The organism is Algoriphagus sp. (genome assembly GCF_013373065.1).
Taxonomy (GTDB): domain Bacteria; phylum Bacteroidota; class Bacteroidia; order Cytophagales; family Cyclobacteriaceae; genus Algoriphagus.
In genome coordinates this window covers 69,446-82,566 of the sequence record NZ_JABXIN010000013.1, presented here as the reverse complement: position 1 = coordinate 82,566, position 13,121 = coordinate 69,446, and the positions used below count along the sequence as shown (strand labels likewise).

The 13,121-nt window shown below is 39.2% G+C and carries 12 protein-coding genes; 8 read left to right on the top strand and 4 right to left on the bottom strand.

Going from position 1 to position 13,121, the window contains the following annotated elements; genetic code table 11:
* Nucleotides 1-458: 458 nt before the first annotated feature.
* From HWE15_RS09295 to HWE15_RS09265, 7 genes are all read left to right on the top strand, one after another.
* Entirely contained in the window at nucleotides 459-1,310 is an 852-nt protein-coding gene (locus tag HWE15_RS09295) for a TIR domain-containing protein (RefSeq protein WP_290507247.1), read from the top strand.
* Nucleotides 1,304-1,681, top strand: a complete 378-nt coding sequence (locus HWE15_RS09290) for a TIR domain-containing protein (protein ID WP_290507246.1) — start codon at nucleotides 1,304-1,306, stop codon at nucleotides 1,679-1,681. The genes HWE15_RS09295 and HWE15_RS09290 overlap by 7 nt, the downstream gene beginning before the upstream one ends.
* A 151-nt stretch (nucleotides 1,682-1,832) precedes the next feature.
* Nucleotides 1,833-2,483: a heavy metal-binding domain-containing protein gene (locus HWE15_RS09285; protein ID WP_290507245.1), complete on the top strand. Its 651-nt coding sequence runs from the start codon at nucleotides 1,833-1,835 to the stop codon at nucleotides 2,481-2,483.
* A gap of 68 nt (nucleotides 2,484-2,551) precedes the next feature.
* Entirely contained in the window at nucleotides 2,552-3,166 is a 615-nt protein-coding gene (locus HWE15_RS09280; protein WP_290507244.1) for a uracil-DNA glycosylase, read from the top strand.
* A 69-nt stretch (nucleotides 3,167-3,235) separates the two neighbouring features.
* Nucleotides 3,236-4,267 (top strand): HNH endonuclease domain-containing protein, encoded by a 1,032-nt coding sequence (locus HWE15_RS09275; protein WP_290507243.1) that lies wholly within the window; start codon nucleotides 3,236-3,238, stop codon nucleotides 4,265-4,267.
* Nucleotides 4,267-4,632 (top strand): HIT family protein, encoded by a 366-nt coding sequence (locus HWE15_RS09270; protein WP_290507242.1) that lies wholly within the window; start codon nucleotides 4,267-4,269, stop codon nucleotides 4,630-4,632. The genes HWE15_RS09275 and HWE15_RS09270 overlap by 1 nt, the downstream gene beginning before the upstream one ends.
* A 308-nt stretch (nucleotides 4,633-4,940) precedes the next feature.
* The gene (locus HWE15_RS09265) at nucleotides 4,941-5,825 is read left to right on the top strand and encodes a hypothetical protein (protein ID WP_290507241.1); all 885 of its coding nucleotides are present in this window, start codon (nucleotides 4,941-4,943) and stop codon (nucleotides 5,823-5,825) included.
* A 64-nt stretch (nucleotides 5,826-5,889) separates the two neighbouring features.
* Here the strand turns inward: HWE15_RS09265 and HWE15_RS09260 are convergent, their stop codons facing one another.
* Both HWE15_RS09260 and HWE15_RS09255 read right to left on the bottom strand, forming a co-directional pair.
* Nucleotides 5,890-7,206 (bottom strand): serine hydrolase, encoded by a 1,317-nt coding sequence (locus HWE15_RS09260; RefSeq protein WP_290507240.1) that lies wholly within the window; start codon nucleotides 7,204-7,206, stop codon nucleotides 5,890-5,892.
* A 61-nt stretch (nucleotides 7,207-7,267) separates the two neighbouring features.
* Entirely contained in the window at nucleotides 7,268-8,062 is a 795-nt protein-coding gene (locus HWE15_RS09255) for a helix-turn-helix domain-containing protein (RefSeq protein ID WP_290507239.1), read from the bottom strand.
* Between the two features lie 249 nt (nucleotides 8,063-8,311).
* Here HWE15_RS09255 and HWE15_RS09250 point away from each other — a divergent pair, with 249 nt between their 5' ends.
* Nucleotides 8,312-9,703 (top strand): sulfatase, encoded by a 1,392-nt coding sequence (locus HWE15_RS09250; protein WP_290507238.1) that lies wholly within the window; start codon nucleotides 8,312-8,314, stop codon nucleotides 9,701-9,703.
* 626 nt (nucleotides 9,704-10,329) lie between these two features.
* Here HWE15_RS09250 and HWE15_RS09245 read toward each other — a convergent pair.
* Nucleotides 10,330-12,144 (bottom strand): adenylate/guanylate cyclase domain-containing protein, encoded by a 1,815-nt coding sequence (locus HWE15_RS09245; RefSeq protein WP_290507237.1) that lies wholly within the window; start codon nucleotides 12,142-12,144, stop codon nucleotides 10,330-10,332.
* Between the two features lie 155 nt (nucleotides 12,145-12,299).
* The gene (locus HWE15_RS09240; RefSeq protein WP_290507236.1) at nucleotides 12,300-12,794 is read right to left on the bottom strand and encodes a hypothetical protein; all 495 of its coding nucleotides are present in this window, start codon (nucleotides 12,792-12,794) and stop codon (nucleotides 12,300-12,302) included.
* Nucleotides 12,795-13,121: the final 327 nt, after the last annotated feature.

Below are 13,121 nucleotides of genomic sequence, written 5' to 3'. Positions count from 1 at the left end.
GTACAATTAAACATGGCCCCAGTGGTTGGTTGGAATATATACCCAAGATATTGGATTTTCATTACAAAAGAATTTGCCGCATAATGCTCATCCATCCATGGGGAGGATTTACTATTTTTTACCACAGAGGGCACAGAGAGCAGTCCCGATAGGAATCGGGAGCAGTGGGCAGTCGGAAACGTCATTGCGAACTTGCCTCCCAACTGGAGACAGCACAAAGCAATCTCCTTCGTATAAGCCCTAACCTCCTTCCACTCCACCCCAGCCATGGACCATGGACTGTGGTCTATGGACCGAAAACCATCAACCATTGACTAAAAAAACCTCAATATCCCCTATTTATGGTATAGACTTTTAGTTTGAAAATAGTTTTATTGGGTTTTGATTGAAATTTAACGGAAAAAAAAAGTAATCACTTGGTCTTGGGAAAATTTGCCTAAGGTTATTAATAGTTTAATATGAAGCTATTTATCTGCAATAGGACAATTGAAAATCAGGAAGTAGAATCGCTAATTGACGATTTGCTCAAGGTTTCAGAAAATACTTTTGCCATACAACGAGAAACTGAACATTCCGACAATTGGAAGAATATTGTTGAACAAAAGATGAAGGAGTCTGATTTTATCGTTTTCGCAATTGGTAAGGAGACTTTTCAAAGTGATCAGGTAAAATGGGAATATGCAAAAGCAAAGAAGTTAAACAAACAAATAATTGGCATCAAGCTAAATGAGATAACAGAAGATTCAATTCTATTCTGCCAGGGTTTTCAGGTATTTGATAATGCCAAGCAGAGCTTTAAATTTTTAACAAAAACCTATGAGGACGACCGTAAATTAAAATTTGAGCAATACAAAATGATGGTAAGTTCAACGGAAAAGGTTACTGACCAGCGATTAAAAGTAAACAACCTCTTTTTTACTGTTACTTCCTCAATTCTATCAATAGGATTCATTCTAGCCAAAGCTTTTGAGTTTTCAACTTTTGGTGTAATTGGAATGCTTTTCATGACTATTATGGCCTTTATTGTATCGTTCTTTTGGGCAAAACTGATTAACTCCTATGGTACACTGAACACAGGTAAGTTCAAGGTCATTGACAAAATTGAAAAACAGCTCCGTACAAATATGTTCGAAGATGAATGGCAAATACTGAAAGAAATTGGGTATGAGCCTAACAGTCAAACAGAAATTAAAGTAATCAAGAGATTTAGAGTTTTTATAATAGTCTTAGCAATGTTTCAAATCGGCTATCTACTTTATGAAATTTACCCTTTATTAAACAGTTGCAATTTAAAACAAACAATATGGTAAAGAGAATTTTCACCAGCTTCGCAATCGAAGATAAAACTACAAGAGATTTATTCGTTGGTCAAGCTCGCAACGCGAGAGTACCTTATGAACTTGTTGACATGTCAGTAAAAGAGCCATGGAGTGATTCATGGAAAACAAGGTGTCGTACCAAAATAAAAGGCTGTCATGGTGTAATAGTTTTGATTTCTAAACACTTGAAGAATGCTGACGGAGCAATTTGGGAGATCAAATGTGCAACGGAAGAAGGAATTCCAATCTTAGGTGTATATATGAAAGATTGCAATATACTTGACGTACCAATCGAATTAAGTGGAATTAAAAAAGTCTCTTGGACTTGGGCTAATATTGGAGATTTTGTAAATGGACTTTGAATAATAAAAAACGCAATGTAACAACGCATAGAGCTTGATACGGGTGAACGGAAACCAGCAAGGCGCTCCGTAGCAAAATTCCTTTCAAGCGGACAGGAAAGAGTTCCGAAGCCGCCACAAGCCAAATGCAAACCATTAAATTCCTTAAAAAATGACCAAAGAAATCTGTCCTAATTGTGGAGCAAAAACCGGATTCGGATTAGTCTCTAGTAATGAAAGATATGATGGTAAAGAAGTCCGTTTTATCAATGACTTTACAGAGTCAAACGCGGAGGGTTACTGCGGAAAATGCTATCCTGCCTTATTTGAAGAGGCAAATAAAAACTATCAACCCAAACTCAAGAAGGCAGAAGAGTATATAACCAAACACATAACCAATATTCCCATTCTTACGATACCTAATCCTCCCCAATGGGATTATGAACCAATTTCAATTGTAACAGCACAAATTGTAGCAGGAACAGGTTTGGTTGCTGAAATCGCTTCCAACTGGTCGGATTTTTTTGGGAATAACTCGAATACCTATCGACAGAAATTGATTGATGCGGAGGAAAACTGTAAACAACAGTTGCGTGCACAAGCTATGAAATTGAAATGCCATGCGATCATTGCTACCGATATTGATTATTCCGAGGCAGGAGCAGGAAAAGGAATGCTGATGGTATGCATGGCAGGAACAGCTATCAAAATCAAAAATCTCAAAGAATTAGGGGAGCCTTATTCACAATTGGACGTACTCCTTAAAGAAGCTGAGAATTTTGAAGTCTTGGATTCTTACAATGCCAGGGTGCCAAATGTCTAATTTAACTATATCTGTTTTTTGAGCCATAATTGATTGACGATCCTAAAGCCAAGTTTGATTAAGAATAAATGTACACAATTGAGAGTTTTATAGAAGATTTAAAAAATGAAAAAAATCATAGACTTGGATTTTCTGAAAATCTGTATTCTGGTAACGATAGAGATGCTCACATAAGAAGACACAATCTTTTGACCTATTTTTCGAAAATGAAATCTTTAAATCCAAAAATTCTTTTGTTAGGAGAAGCCCCAGGATATAAAGGTTGTAGACTTACAGGCGTCCCTTTTACTAGTGAAAAAATATTAGCAAATCACGATTTTTTTAAGAATCAAAATTTTCAATTCATAAATCAAACGCTTGAATCAGAACAATCAGCAACTATTGTTTGGAATGTCCTCCAAGATTTTGAAAACAAACCATTGATTTGGAATATTTTCCCTTTTCATCCTTATGATGGAATAAATCTGAATAGTAATCGAACCCCGACTGATACCGAATTAGAATTAGGAAAAGAATATCTCCTTAAACTTCTCCACCTATTCAATATCGAATTAATTGCAGCAGTAGGAAGAAAGCCCGAATCGAAATTACAAAGTCTAAATATTAGTTATGAATATGTTAGGCATCCCGCCAATGGTGGTAAGAAAAAATTTGTAGATGGGATTTCAAGGTTATTAAATTAATAAGGGATTGAAGTCCTTGGAGTGATTTCAAACTTTGCCTCACCTAGGGAAAAATTGAATTAAATAACAATGACAAATTTCCAAATAAATGACCCTAGTTTAGAGTCTCAATGGAGAGCTTTAATTCTATTTGGAAAAAATTCAGCGACCTACAAATTTGCCTTCGCTAAAAGTCTTTTAGAGCTGATTGAAAAGGAAACCACATCTATTTCATTAAAAGAATTAGCCAGACCATTTTCTCACAACATTACAGATCATTTAAAACAAAGTGATAAACAAGGGAATTCTAGCTCAAGCAAGTTTTTAAACTATTGTAGGGAATACAACAATGGAATAATTGATGAAGCCCAACTACTATTTCAGACCGAAAGATTAGGCTTCGTCAATGTAGTTGACGCATTTCAAAATGTGAATGGTGGGCAAATTCCAAACTTGTTTTACGAAAAAGACTTTTCAAATGGAAATAAGAGAATTATCATAAAAGACCACTTACTTAAACTAAAAGAAAGTTTTCACTTTGAAAACTTTGAATACGAAACAGAAGCAAGGTGGAAATTAGTCGAAACTGCTTGGAATCTGAAAATAAATCCAAATCTACTAGAGGTAAAGTATGATGAAGACTCTTCTCTTTTCTTCCTCGAGAATGACTTGATGAGAAGAGTTGATATTACCTCCGTAAGGGATTCACTAAATGGGTACCAAAAAGGGAAATGTTTCTATAGTTTCCTAGATATTTCTGTGATACAAGGAAGTCCAGATATTTGCCATGTTGATCATTTTCTTCCCCACATTAATAAGCAAATACATGCGGAAAATGGAGCAAATATCAACGGAGTTTGGAATCTTGTTCTTGCACATTCATCTATGAACAGCACGAAGGAAAAAGGCGCAAAAGTTCCAGATCGTAAATACTTACAAAGACTTTTTAATAGAAATGAGTTTTATATAAGCAGTAAACATCCCTTGGCTGAGACCATTATTAACCAAACGGGAAAAACAAAAGAACAAAGACGTTCTTTTTTAGAAAAACAATACAATCTAGCTTTAGAGAATTCAATTGTAACTTGGACACCTAGTGAAGAACTTGAAGGAACATTTTAATGAGTATATTTTCAAAAATATCTGAAGACAAGAAGATTTACTCAGGTAAATTTTTCTTTATGATCTATGATAGATACCCCGTATCGCCAGGTCATATTTTGATTATTTCAAATGAAGAAAAGAGTGACTATTTTTCTTTAAATAAGGAAGAACAAAGTGAATTAACCTCCCTTATTAATCTTGCGAAAGAAATTATTGAAAAGGACCGGAAACCAAATGGGTTTAATATCGGAATGAATTGTGGAGCAGCTGCTGGACAAACTGTTATGCATTTTCATTGTCATGTTATTCCTAGATATAAGGGAGATATGGATGATCCAAGAGGAGGAATCCGACATTGTATAAAGGGCAAAGGATACTATTAATCCCCCCACCTAGGTGTAGATTGTATCTACTCCTTCCTATCCTTACAAATTTGAAATTTTTCTAAAATACTACTGAAAGTCACTCCCTCTCTCTGATATACTATTACTTTTTAAAAACGGGAAGGGGGGAATTATTTGAATGACAAGGACTAAAACTTAAAATTCTTCTGACACTAATCGACTATCCATGTTGAATCCTATATCATTATTTATTCTCATTATCGCTAAACTTGAGAACCTCTTAACAAATAAAGAATCGAGAATTGACAAAATTTCTCGACTTCTGGTTAATTAAAAATGATTGGAATATGCTTGCATTAAAAGAGATTATTCAATTAAAAAAAGACCTTGAATCTGATTGCATTTCTTTAGAAAAAGCAAAGGGTTTATTCTGGGAACAGAATAAAAAAGGAAAAGAATCTTGGCGTTCAAAAGACTGGCAAGAAAGGCGTAAAAATTTCATTAAGGATAATTGTCAGATTTGTGGTAGTACAGATAAACTCACTTTACAGCATCTTTCCCATCCCAAAAAATACAATGAATACGAAAACTTAATCATCAGGGAGTATACAGAATCTCATATCAGCAATACTGATGTATTTGACAAAAATAAATTTAGGGAGCACGTTATAAATGACTTCGACTACAAAGCTGCTCCTCTCTGCCCAAAATGTTTCAGCAGGAAACCAAACGTAAGGATGAAGAAGTCACCTAAGTATCTGTGTACATCCTGTCATTATGAATTCGATGAAACAGTTTCTAGATCAGTTGAAGAATTGATTGACATATTTTTCAAGGATATAGATTCAGCTGATACAAGGGATAAATGTTTTGTTTCTAGAAATCAGTGGAAAAACCGTCAAAATCTTTTTAACATAAAATACTACTTCCAAAGGGATGAGGCCAAAAATAGGAATGCCAAGAAAATTGAACGCGAAGCATTTTTGCTCTATCTAGATGATCAGATTAAATACCTTTCCTTTGAGGATACTATTACAGCCTGTAATAGATGTGCATTCAATTTTGATATAAATAAAATGGATCTGTGTCCAAGTTGTAAGAAAAACTATAAAGGAATTCAATATCAAACATGCATTCAATGCTTGCCAGAAGAAAAACGAAAAGCAACCTTAGAAAAAATTGATCTTGCAAATCAAATGTACGAATTACACAAAAGGCTAGGCATTGATTGAAAAACACGTAATCCTATTAGGCGAAAATGCATCTATACCCTAATACCGAGCCTCCTCTACTTTTTTATTCCACCCTCTTCCTAGCCCCCTCCACGACAATACCCTTCCAACCCATACGCGCATCATAGGTTCCTGATTCGTTTTTCACAAACTCAAAGGACTCCCGGGATTTGGGATCTTCAAAAAATACCGTGGGCGATTCAGCCTGAAGCCTTCCAATAATCTCCCCATCCTGCAGGATCACTAATTCCCCATCTTGGATCGCTACTTCCAGGACCAATCCATCAAAGTCGGGAAAGATGTAGGAACCAACATAGTTTTCTAAAATAGATTCCTCCACTTCTATAGCCTTCCGGTTGATTTCTTGGGGATAGTCCACCGGTTCGGATTTCATCATCTTGGCCAGGTCCTCCACGGTTTGGAAAAAGGGCATTTCATCATAATTGGCCAAGAGCACAAAGCCAAAATCATGGTTTAAATCCCGGTATACCTGCGCCCGAATCCCTCGGGAACCGCCATCCTTTTGAATGATTCCCTGATGTCGCAAGGCGCTCTCAAAGGGCTCTTGGGATACGGCATCCAGGAACTTCTTTAAATCGGCCGTGGTCGAAAACAAACGGGCCGTACGGAACTCATCACGAGAAATATTAGGTACCTCCACCAATAGGGTATCCTGCAACACGTGGTTCTTGGCCAAATGGGTGATTTGGGAATCTTGGGTATAAAAATGGACTCCGCTATGGTCCATCTGCAAGGGTACGAAGAGTTCATCCACCACACATTGAGCAAAGGGCTTGCCGTAGATCTGGGCCACAATTTCATACAGGAGTTCATAGCCTACATTGGAATATTGCACATCACTTCCCGGTTCAAAAAGCAAGGGTTCTTTCTTGGCCAATGCGACGATTTCGGTCGGTGTCAGTTCGATTTCCTCTCCCTCCAAATTCGTTAACTCTCGCGGCAATCCGGAGCGATGCTCCAAGAGCATTTGCAGGGTGATTTGGTCTCCTTGGGGAAAACCTTCAAAAAAATCATCCAGGGTCTGATCCATGGACAGTTTGCCCTGCGATTCCAATTGCACCAGGAGATAATGGGTCATCAGTTTCGAAACAGAGTGGATGTCGAATTGGGATTCCGTAGTCACAAACAAAGAACTGGTATCTCCTTGAAGATTGTAGGCTTGATGCAGGATCACTTCATCCCCTTGGTAGGCCATCACGACCCCATTGAACTGCTTCAAGGCTGTCAGTTTGGAAAAATAGGTGTCCACTGAATCCCGCATTCCAGACCATTCGGAAACTAGCACTTTGTCTTCAAGCGTATTAGGCTGCCCGCAGGCCATACCCATCAACAGTATAAACAGAATTCCTATGTACCGCATGTGCTTCAATTTTGTGCAAAGAAGGGGCCTGCTTTGCAGATAAAATTGTAAAAATGGAAACCTACACATGCCGCAGCATAAATTCGGGGAGCTTATTGAAAAAATGCATAGGCTGAACCCCGCAGACTTTCTTGAAATCGTTGATAAAATGGGGTTGGTCAAAATAGCCGTACAAATACCCCAATTCGGTCAAGGAAATTTCAGGATGGCTTGCCTTGTACTTGACCAAATCTAAAATGCGGACGGTAATGATGAATTTTTTTAAGGGATAGAGCACCTCTTTTCTGAAGACCTTACCCAAATATTGGCGGGAGCGTCCAAATCGATTGCTGATTTCGTTTACCGAAACCTTGCCCTGCTGTTCACAAATGTATTCACAGATTTCCCGAGCCAGGGTCATCGAGGGAGATGCCTCCACCGGATGCGACTCCATAAACCCCTCTGCCAATTGGAAGCGTTCGGCCAGGGAAGTAGCAGCAAACAAGGCTTTCCATAATTCACCCAGCTCTTTGTTTTTGATATCGAGAATCCCCTTTCCTTTTAACTCAGAAAAAAAATACCCATTGGCCCAAGGTTGCACCTTAATGGTAAAGAAGGTAAGCGCTCCCTCCACTTCAATACGATAAGGTGGCTGCAAATCATGGATGGTAAAGACTTTGTGATGGATGGGCAGGACCGTGGCTTTTGGGCCATAGCATAAAGCGCCCTTAGCCTCTTTGAAAAAGACCAAATCATAGTAGCAATCATCGATTACCGGAATGCTGCGCACTCCGGAACCTCTTTCCATATGGATGTAATAACACTCCTTAAAAAGGGCATTGAAGGGTTCTTCTGGATGATAATTTTGAATGACCAAAATGGCGATAGTGGTGTTGCACTTTAAAAATACCGAAAGTTGCCCAATTCAATGCATCTCATTCAGTTGGTAAGACTTCCATTGATTACAAGCAATTGAAAGTCACTTTAATGGTTTTGGTTTTGAACCACATAGAAATATAGCGGGCAAAGTTTTTTGATTAAAAAAAAGCTCCCAAATTCTAATCCCCCCTCATTTTTCCTGGACCAAATAGAAATACCTTGATTTACCATTTTCTTATATTGAGAAATGAAAAAGTTCCTCTTTCTTCTAGTCTTCTTTCTCCTTTTCTATCGTGGATTTGCTCAACGTGATAATCGCCCGAATATCATTTTTATTCTCACCGATGATCAGCGATGGGATGCCTTGGGTTTTGCAGGAAATCCAATCATCCAAACCCCGGAAATGGATGCCCTAGCCAAGGAAGGGACTTACTATGAAAACGCCTTTGTCACTACTCCTATCTGTGCGGCAAGTCGGGCGAGTATCCTGACAGGACTGTATGAGCGCACCCATGGCTATACCTTTGGACAAGGGGAGATCGATCAGGCATTTATGGATCAATCCTATCCGGTAGAGCTGAGAAAAGTCGGCTATTTCACAGGTTTCTTTGGGAAGTTTGGAGTCAACTTCTCCGGGTTCTCAGCGCTTTTTGATGTAGGGGAAAGCTATGATCGAAACGGAAATTTTACGGATCGAAGAGGGTATTTTTTTAAAACCCTTGATACCGATACGGTCCATCTCAGCAGATATACCGGTCAGCAAGCGATAGACTTTATCAAAAATGCTCCTCCGGATAAACCGTTTATGCTTTCGCTAAGCTTTAGCGCACCCCATGCGCATGATCCTGCTGAGCTACAGTATTTCTGGTCAGAGGAATTTGATGAGTTGTACGGAGACATCGAGATTCCTGCCCCCATGCTGGGGGATGAAGGATATTTTTTAGATCAACCAGAAGATGTACGAACCGGTGAAAACCGCACCCGTTGGCATTGGCGATATGATACCCCGGAGAAATACCAGCATAGTGTCAAAGGGTATTTCAGAATGATCTCAGAAGTGGATGCAGAGATTGGGAAAATCAGAAAGACCCTGGAAAAGCAAGGCTTGGCAAAAAACACCATTATCATTTTGATGGGGGATAATGGATATTTTCTCGGTGAAAGACAGCTTGCAGGAAAGTGGTTGATGTATGAAAATTCGCTTCGAGTCCCCTTGATCATTTATGATCCAAGAAAGGAAGGAGGAAAACGCATAAAAGAATTGGCCCTGAATATTGATGTGCCTGCCACGATTTTGGATTTGGCCAACGCCGAAATACCTAAATACTGGCAAGGTGTCCCGCTTCTTGTTCCTGAGCTGAGCAAGAGAAAATCCATATTGGTGGAACACCTTTGGCAGACTCCCATCATTCCCCCGAGTGAGGGCATTCGAACGGATCGCTGGAAATACTTCCGCTATATCAATCATCCCGAACAGGAAGAACTCTATGATCTAAGGGAAGATGTTCTGGAAAAAAGAAATTTAGCAGGGGACCCAGCTTATCAGGAGGTTTTGCTCAAATTGAGAAGTCAGCTTGAGGAAATGATAAATGCTGGGTTGGAGGAAAGAAAAAGGTTGCTTTCTCAGGAAAAACTATAGTGAAATGGAAGGATATTTTGGATGCTTTGAGAACCTAAGAAGCATGCTATTTGGCTAAAGCCAATTAGGGTCGGCATTCCTTATCCCCGAGTTAAAACTCAGGGCAATTAATGCGGGTTCTCACCATTTTATTGTGGGATTAAAACCACATAGGTTTTTGATTAAAGAATAGCACAGCGTTTTTCGAAGCGAAAAGAATTCCCATTGAATTCAATCTGCCTTTGAAGCAGGCGGTAATTGAACGCAGCCAATAAGCGTGAAGAAAATCGGTTAGCGCCGAGCTTGTCTCGGTGATCCACCAATTTTTAGCGTTTGGCAAGTTCAAGCAGGAATGGTCCGAAGGCCATTCCAGCCTGATTCAGGGAAAATTTTTTTGTTACTTTTTGACAACAAAAAGTAAGGAATAGAATAGCAATGGAGGAGCTCAGGACGGGTTACTACAAAAGAGAAAATATTTGGCTAAAGCCAATTAGGGTTGATATTCCCTATCCTCGGCTTTAAAGCCGAGGCAATTAATGGAGAAGATTCAATAATCTAGATTTTGAACCACGTAGAAACATAGCCAACCTAGTTAATGATGAATGATTCAGGGTTTTGGGAAATTAAGACTTTACCTGCCTTTCCCTTTAAGTCTTCAAATAATACATATCCCAGATCCCTCGATTTTTGATCTCGACACTGCCTCGGTATTCACATTCGAATTCATCCTTGATGATCTCATAGGTCGTTCCCGAGATATTGATCTTTCCTTCTTCTGAATTACTTTCCATTCGGGAAGCGATGTTGACCGTATCACCCCAGATATCGTACTGCCACTTTTTCACTCCTACAATACCTGCAACAATGGGGCCTGTGTGGATTCCTATCCGCATTTCAAATTGCACAATTCCGGCTGGCTTTGGTTTTTTAATTAAAGCCATCATTTCGATTGCAGCATGGACCACATCAAAGGCATGCCGTTCGGTTTCAGTAGGTAGCCCACCGGCACACATGTAAGAATCCCCGATGGTTTTGATCTTTTCCAGCCCATACTTATCCACAATCACATCAAACTCCTTGAAATAGTAGTCAATGCTTTCCACTAATTGTTCTGGAGCTATTTGTTCGGCCATGGTAGAAAAACTCTTGAAATCTGTAAAGAGTACCGTCGCAGAATTGAAGCGATGTGCCTTTACTTTTCCATAGACCTTTAACTCATCCGCGATTTCCTCCGGGAGAATATTGAGTAAGAGTTCGTCAGAGCGATTTTTCTCCTCCTCTATAATTTTTTTCGTCTTGTTTTCAAATTGGAAACGTCTATAGGAACCTATAGCCAACAAAGCCACTAAAATGAGCATCAACAAGACCCCATAAAGAAGCAAAGTCTGGCGCTTGGCCCGAAGAGTGGCGATGGTCGCGGCACTTTCGAGGAGATCTACTTCGGCTTGTTTTTGGGAAACCTCATAATCGGTACGCAGATTGGCCATTTCCTGTACGGCCTGGATATTATTGACACTGTCCCTATACTGAATATGCCTTTTGTAAGACTCCAGCGCTTTGGCCGAATTGTTCAAACCTTCATAAATAGTGGACAGGAGAAGGTTGGCTTCACTGATCTGGTCTTTCAACCCATATTTACTTGCGAGATCAAGACTCCGGAGGGCATAAGGCAAAGCAGATTGGTTATCCCCTTTCTCCAAATAAATATTGGACAAATAGTTCAGATAGTCAGATATGGCATAGTAGTCCTCGTACTTTTCAAGAATCTCAATCGCTTGATTGATCTCTTTTTCGGAAGTTATTTTATCTCCATTCTCCGCATAAATCATCCCTAGGTTTCCGAGGCAATAGGCCTGTCCCAATTCAAAATTTACCTTTTTAAAAATTAGTTGGGCCCGTTCTATAAAAAGCAAAGCAGAATCCAGCTTTCCCAATTTCAAATACTCATCCCCTGCATTGAAGATGGCCGAGCCAAGCGCGGTGGAATCGTTTTCCTGCTCCAGGATTTCAATTCCTTTTCGGTAATAAATTGCCGCATTTTGACTGTTTTCGCTGACAGAATAGGTGTCAGCGATCGTTATATAAGCTCCGCCCTGCGCTTCCATGGACCCTGACTTTTGGGCATACTTCAGCGATTCTAAAAAATATTCAAGGGCCTTGGACAAGTCCCCCTTGAATTTGTAGGAATAGCCAATCATCGTATTGGCACTGGAAATATGGTTATCAAGGGAATCTCGCAGGGCTTTTTCCAAGTAGATTTCCCCATATTTCAATAGGCTATCCGGATTGGTCTCATATACCATGAAGCTAGCCAAGTAGTCTAGGTTTTCTTCCCCACTGGCGAAATATAAATCCTTGATGCTATCAGCTTTAGTACGAATATTATTAGACTCCTCCACAGACTGTGCAAGTGCCAGATTAAAAATCGAAAAGTACAGAAAAAAGAAAACCAGATTTTTCAAGTTTAACTGCGCGCTTTTAAGGCATTTAGAGTAGTCTAAGCTAATTTTTAATCAGTTTCTACCTAACAGGTAACAATCAACTCACTCCCGTTTTTTTCTCAAAAACCCAGGTTAAAGTTAATTTCTGAACCGATATGACTAGATCAAAAGATTGGTTAGGGATTGGTGGTAATTCTGATCTTAGGATCCAATACAAAGGTACGAGTCTCACCAGTTGTTTTAGATGTAATCGTAAAGCGGATAGTATATTTTACCGTTCCGTCCGGTGTATTATCCTCCACCTTGACCTTGGCTTTCCTGCCACCTCCCGGGATTGGATTCTGCGCAAATGCTGCAACATTGCCAGTCCAGGGGAAGTCTAAAAATTTCAACTGATAATTATCTTGATGGGGACCGACATCAAAAATTTCCCAATTGACAAACTTGGAAGGATAGGCGGTTGACTCGAAATCAGAAGGTTTTCCGTTATTGCTTCTACCATTGTTATTATCGGAAAGTTGAGAGTTCTCCTCTACACTTGCTCCATGAAAGATAGCTTCAGCATTAATTTTAAAATTAATCGTGATATCCTTTGCCCGCTGGCTAAAAGCATTGGTTGACCCTAAAAACAGAAGGATGAGTACCGTGAGTAAAAAGCTGTTCTTTTTCATGTGTTTATAATTGATTTTGGAAAGTCACATGGAATCTCGCAGGTATTCCCGATGTCTCGGGACATACCACTCTGTGACTTTTTAGCCATGCTCGATTTCATATTGAAGATTTTTTTGTAAGAATATAGAAAAAAATACGTAAAGCCATTAATAAAATTAAATATCTGATAATTATTGGATTAAATAGGGAGTTCTCTTTCTCCTTTGGTTGGGTCTAGGGAGATCATTTGGCAGATTTTTGACGGTTTGGAAGGTAATGTTCCTAGGTGTCGATTTCAGCTACCTTTCCCCCGATTTCTAAAACAGTTTTTTTTAAATGCGGAGAAT

Bases quoted from the DNA above. Each gene is read 5' to 3' on its own strand.
- HWE15_RS09295 (WP_290507247.1), top strand. From the start codon at position 459: ATGAAGCTATTTATCTGCAATAGGACAATTGAAAATCAGGAAGTAGAA.
- HWE15_RS09290 (WP_290507246.1), top strand. From the start codon at position 1,304: ATGGTAAAGAGAATTTTCACCAGCTTCGCAATCGAAGATAAAACTACA.
- HWE15_RS09285 (WP_290507245.1), top strand. From the start codon at position 1,833: ATGACCAAAGAAATCTGTCCTAATTGTGGAGCAAAAACCGGATTCGGA.
- HWE15_RS09280 (WP_290507244.1), top strand. From the start codon at position 2,552: ATGTACACAATTGAGAGTTTTATAGAAGATTTAAAAAATGAAAAAAAT.
- HWE15_RS09275 (WP_290507243.1), top strand. From the start codon at position 3,236: ATGACAAATTTCCAAATAAATGACCCTAGTTTAGAGTCTCAATGGAGA.
- HWE15_RS09270 (WP_290507242.1), top strand. From the start codon at position 4,267: ATGAGTATATTTTCAAAAATATCTGAAGACAAGAAGATTTACTCAGGT.
- HWE15_RS09265 (WP_290507241.1), top strand. From the start codon at position 4,941: ATGCTTGCATTAAAAGAGATTATTCAATTAAAAAAAGACCTTGAATCT.
- HWE15_RS09260 (WP_290507240.1), bottom strand. From the start codon at position 7,206: ATGCGGTACATAGGAATTCTGTTTATACTGTTGATGGGTATGGCCTGC.
- HWE15_RS09250 (WP_290507238.1), top strand. From the start codon at position 8,312: ATGAAAAAGTTCCTCTTTCTTCTAGTCTTCTTTCTCCTTTTCTATCGT.
- HWE15_RS09240 (WP_290507236.1), bottom strand. From the start codon at position 12,794: ATGAAAAAGAACAGCTTTTTACTCACGGTACTCATCCTTCTGTTTTTA.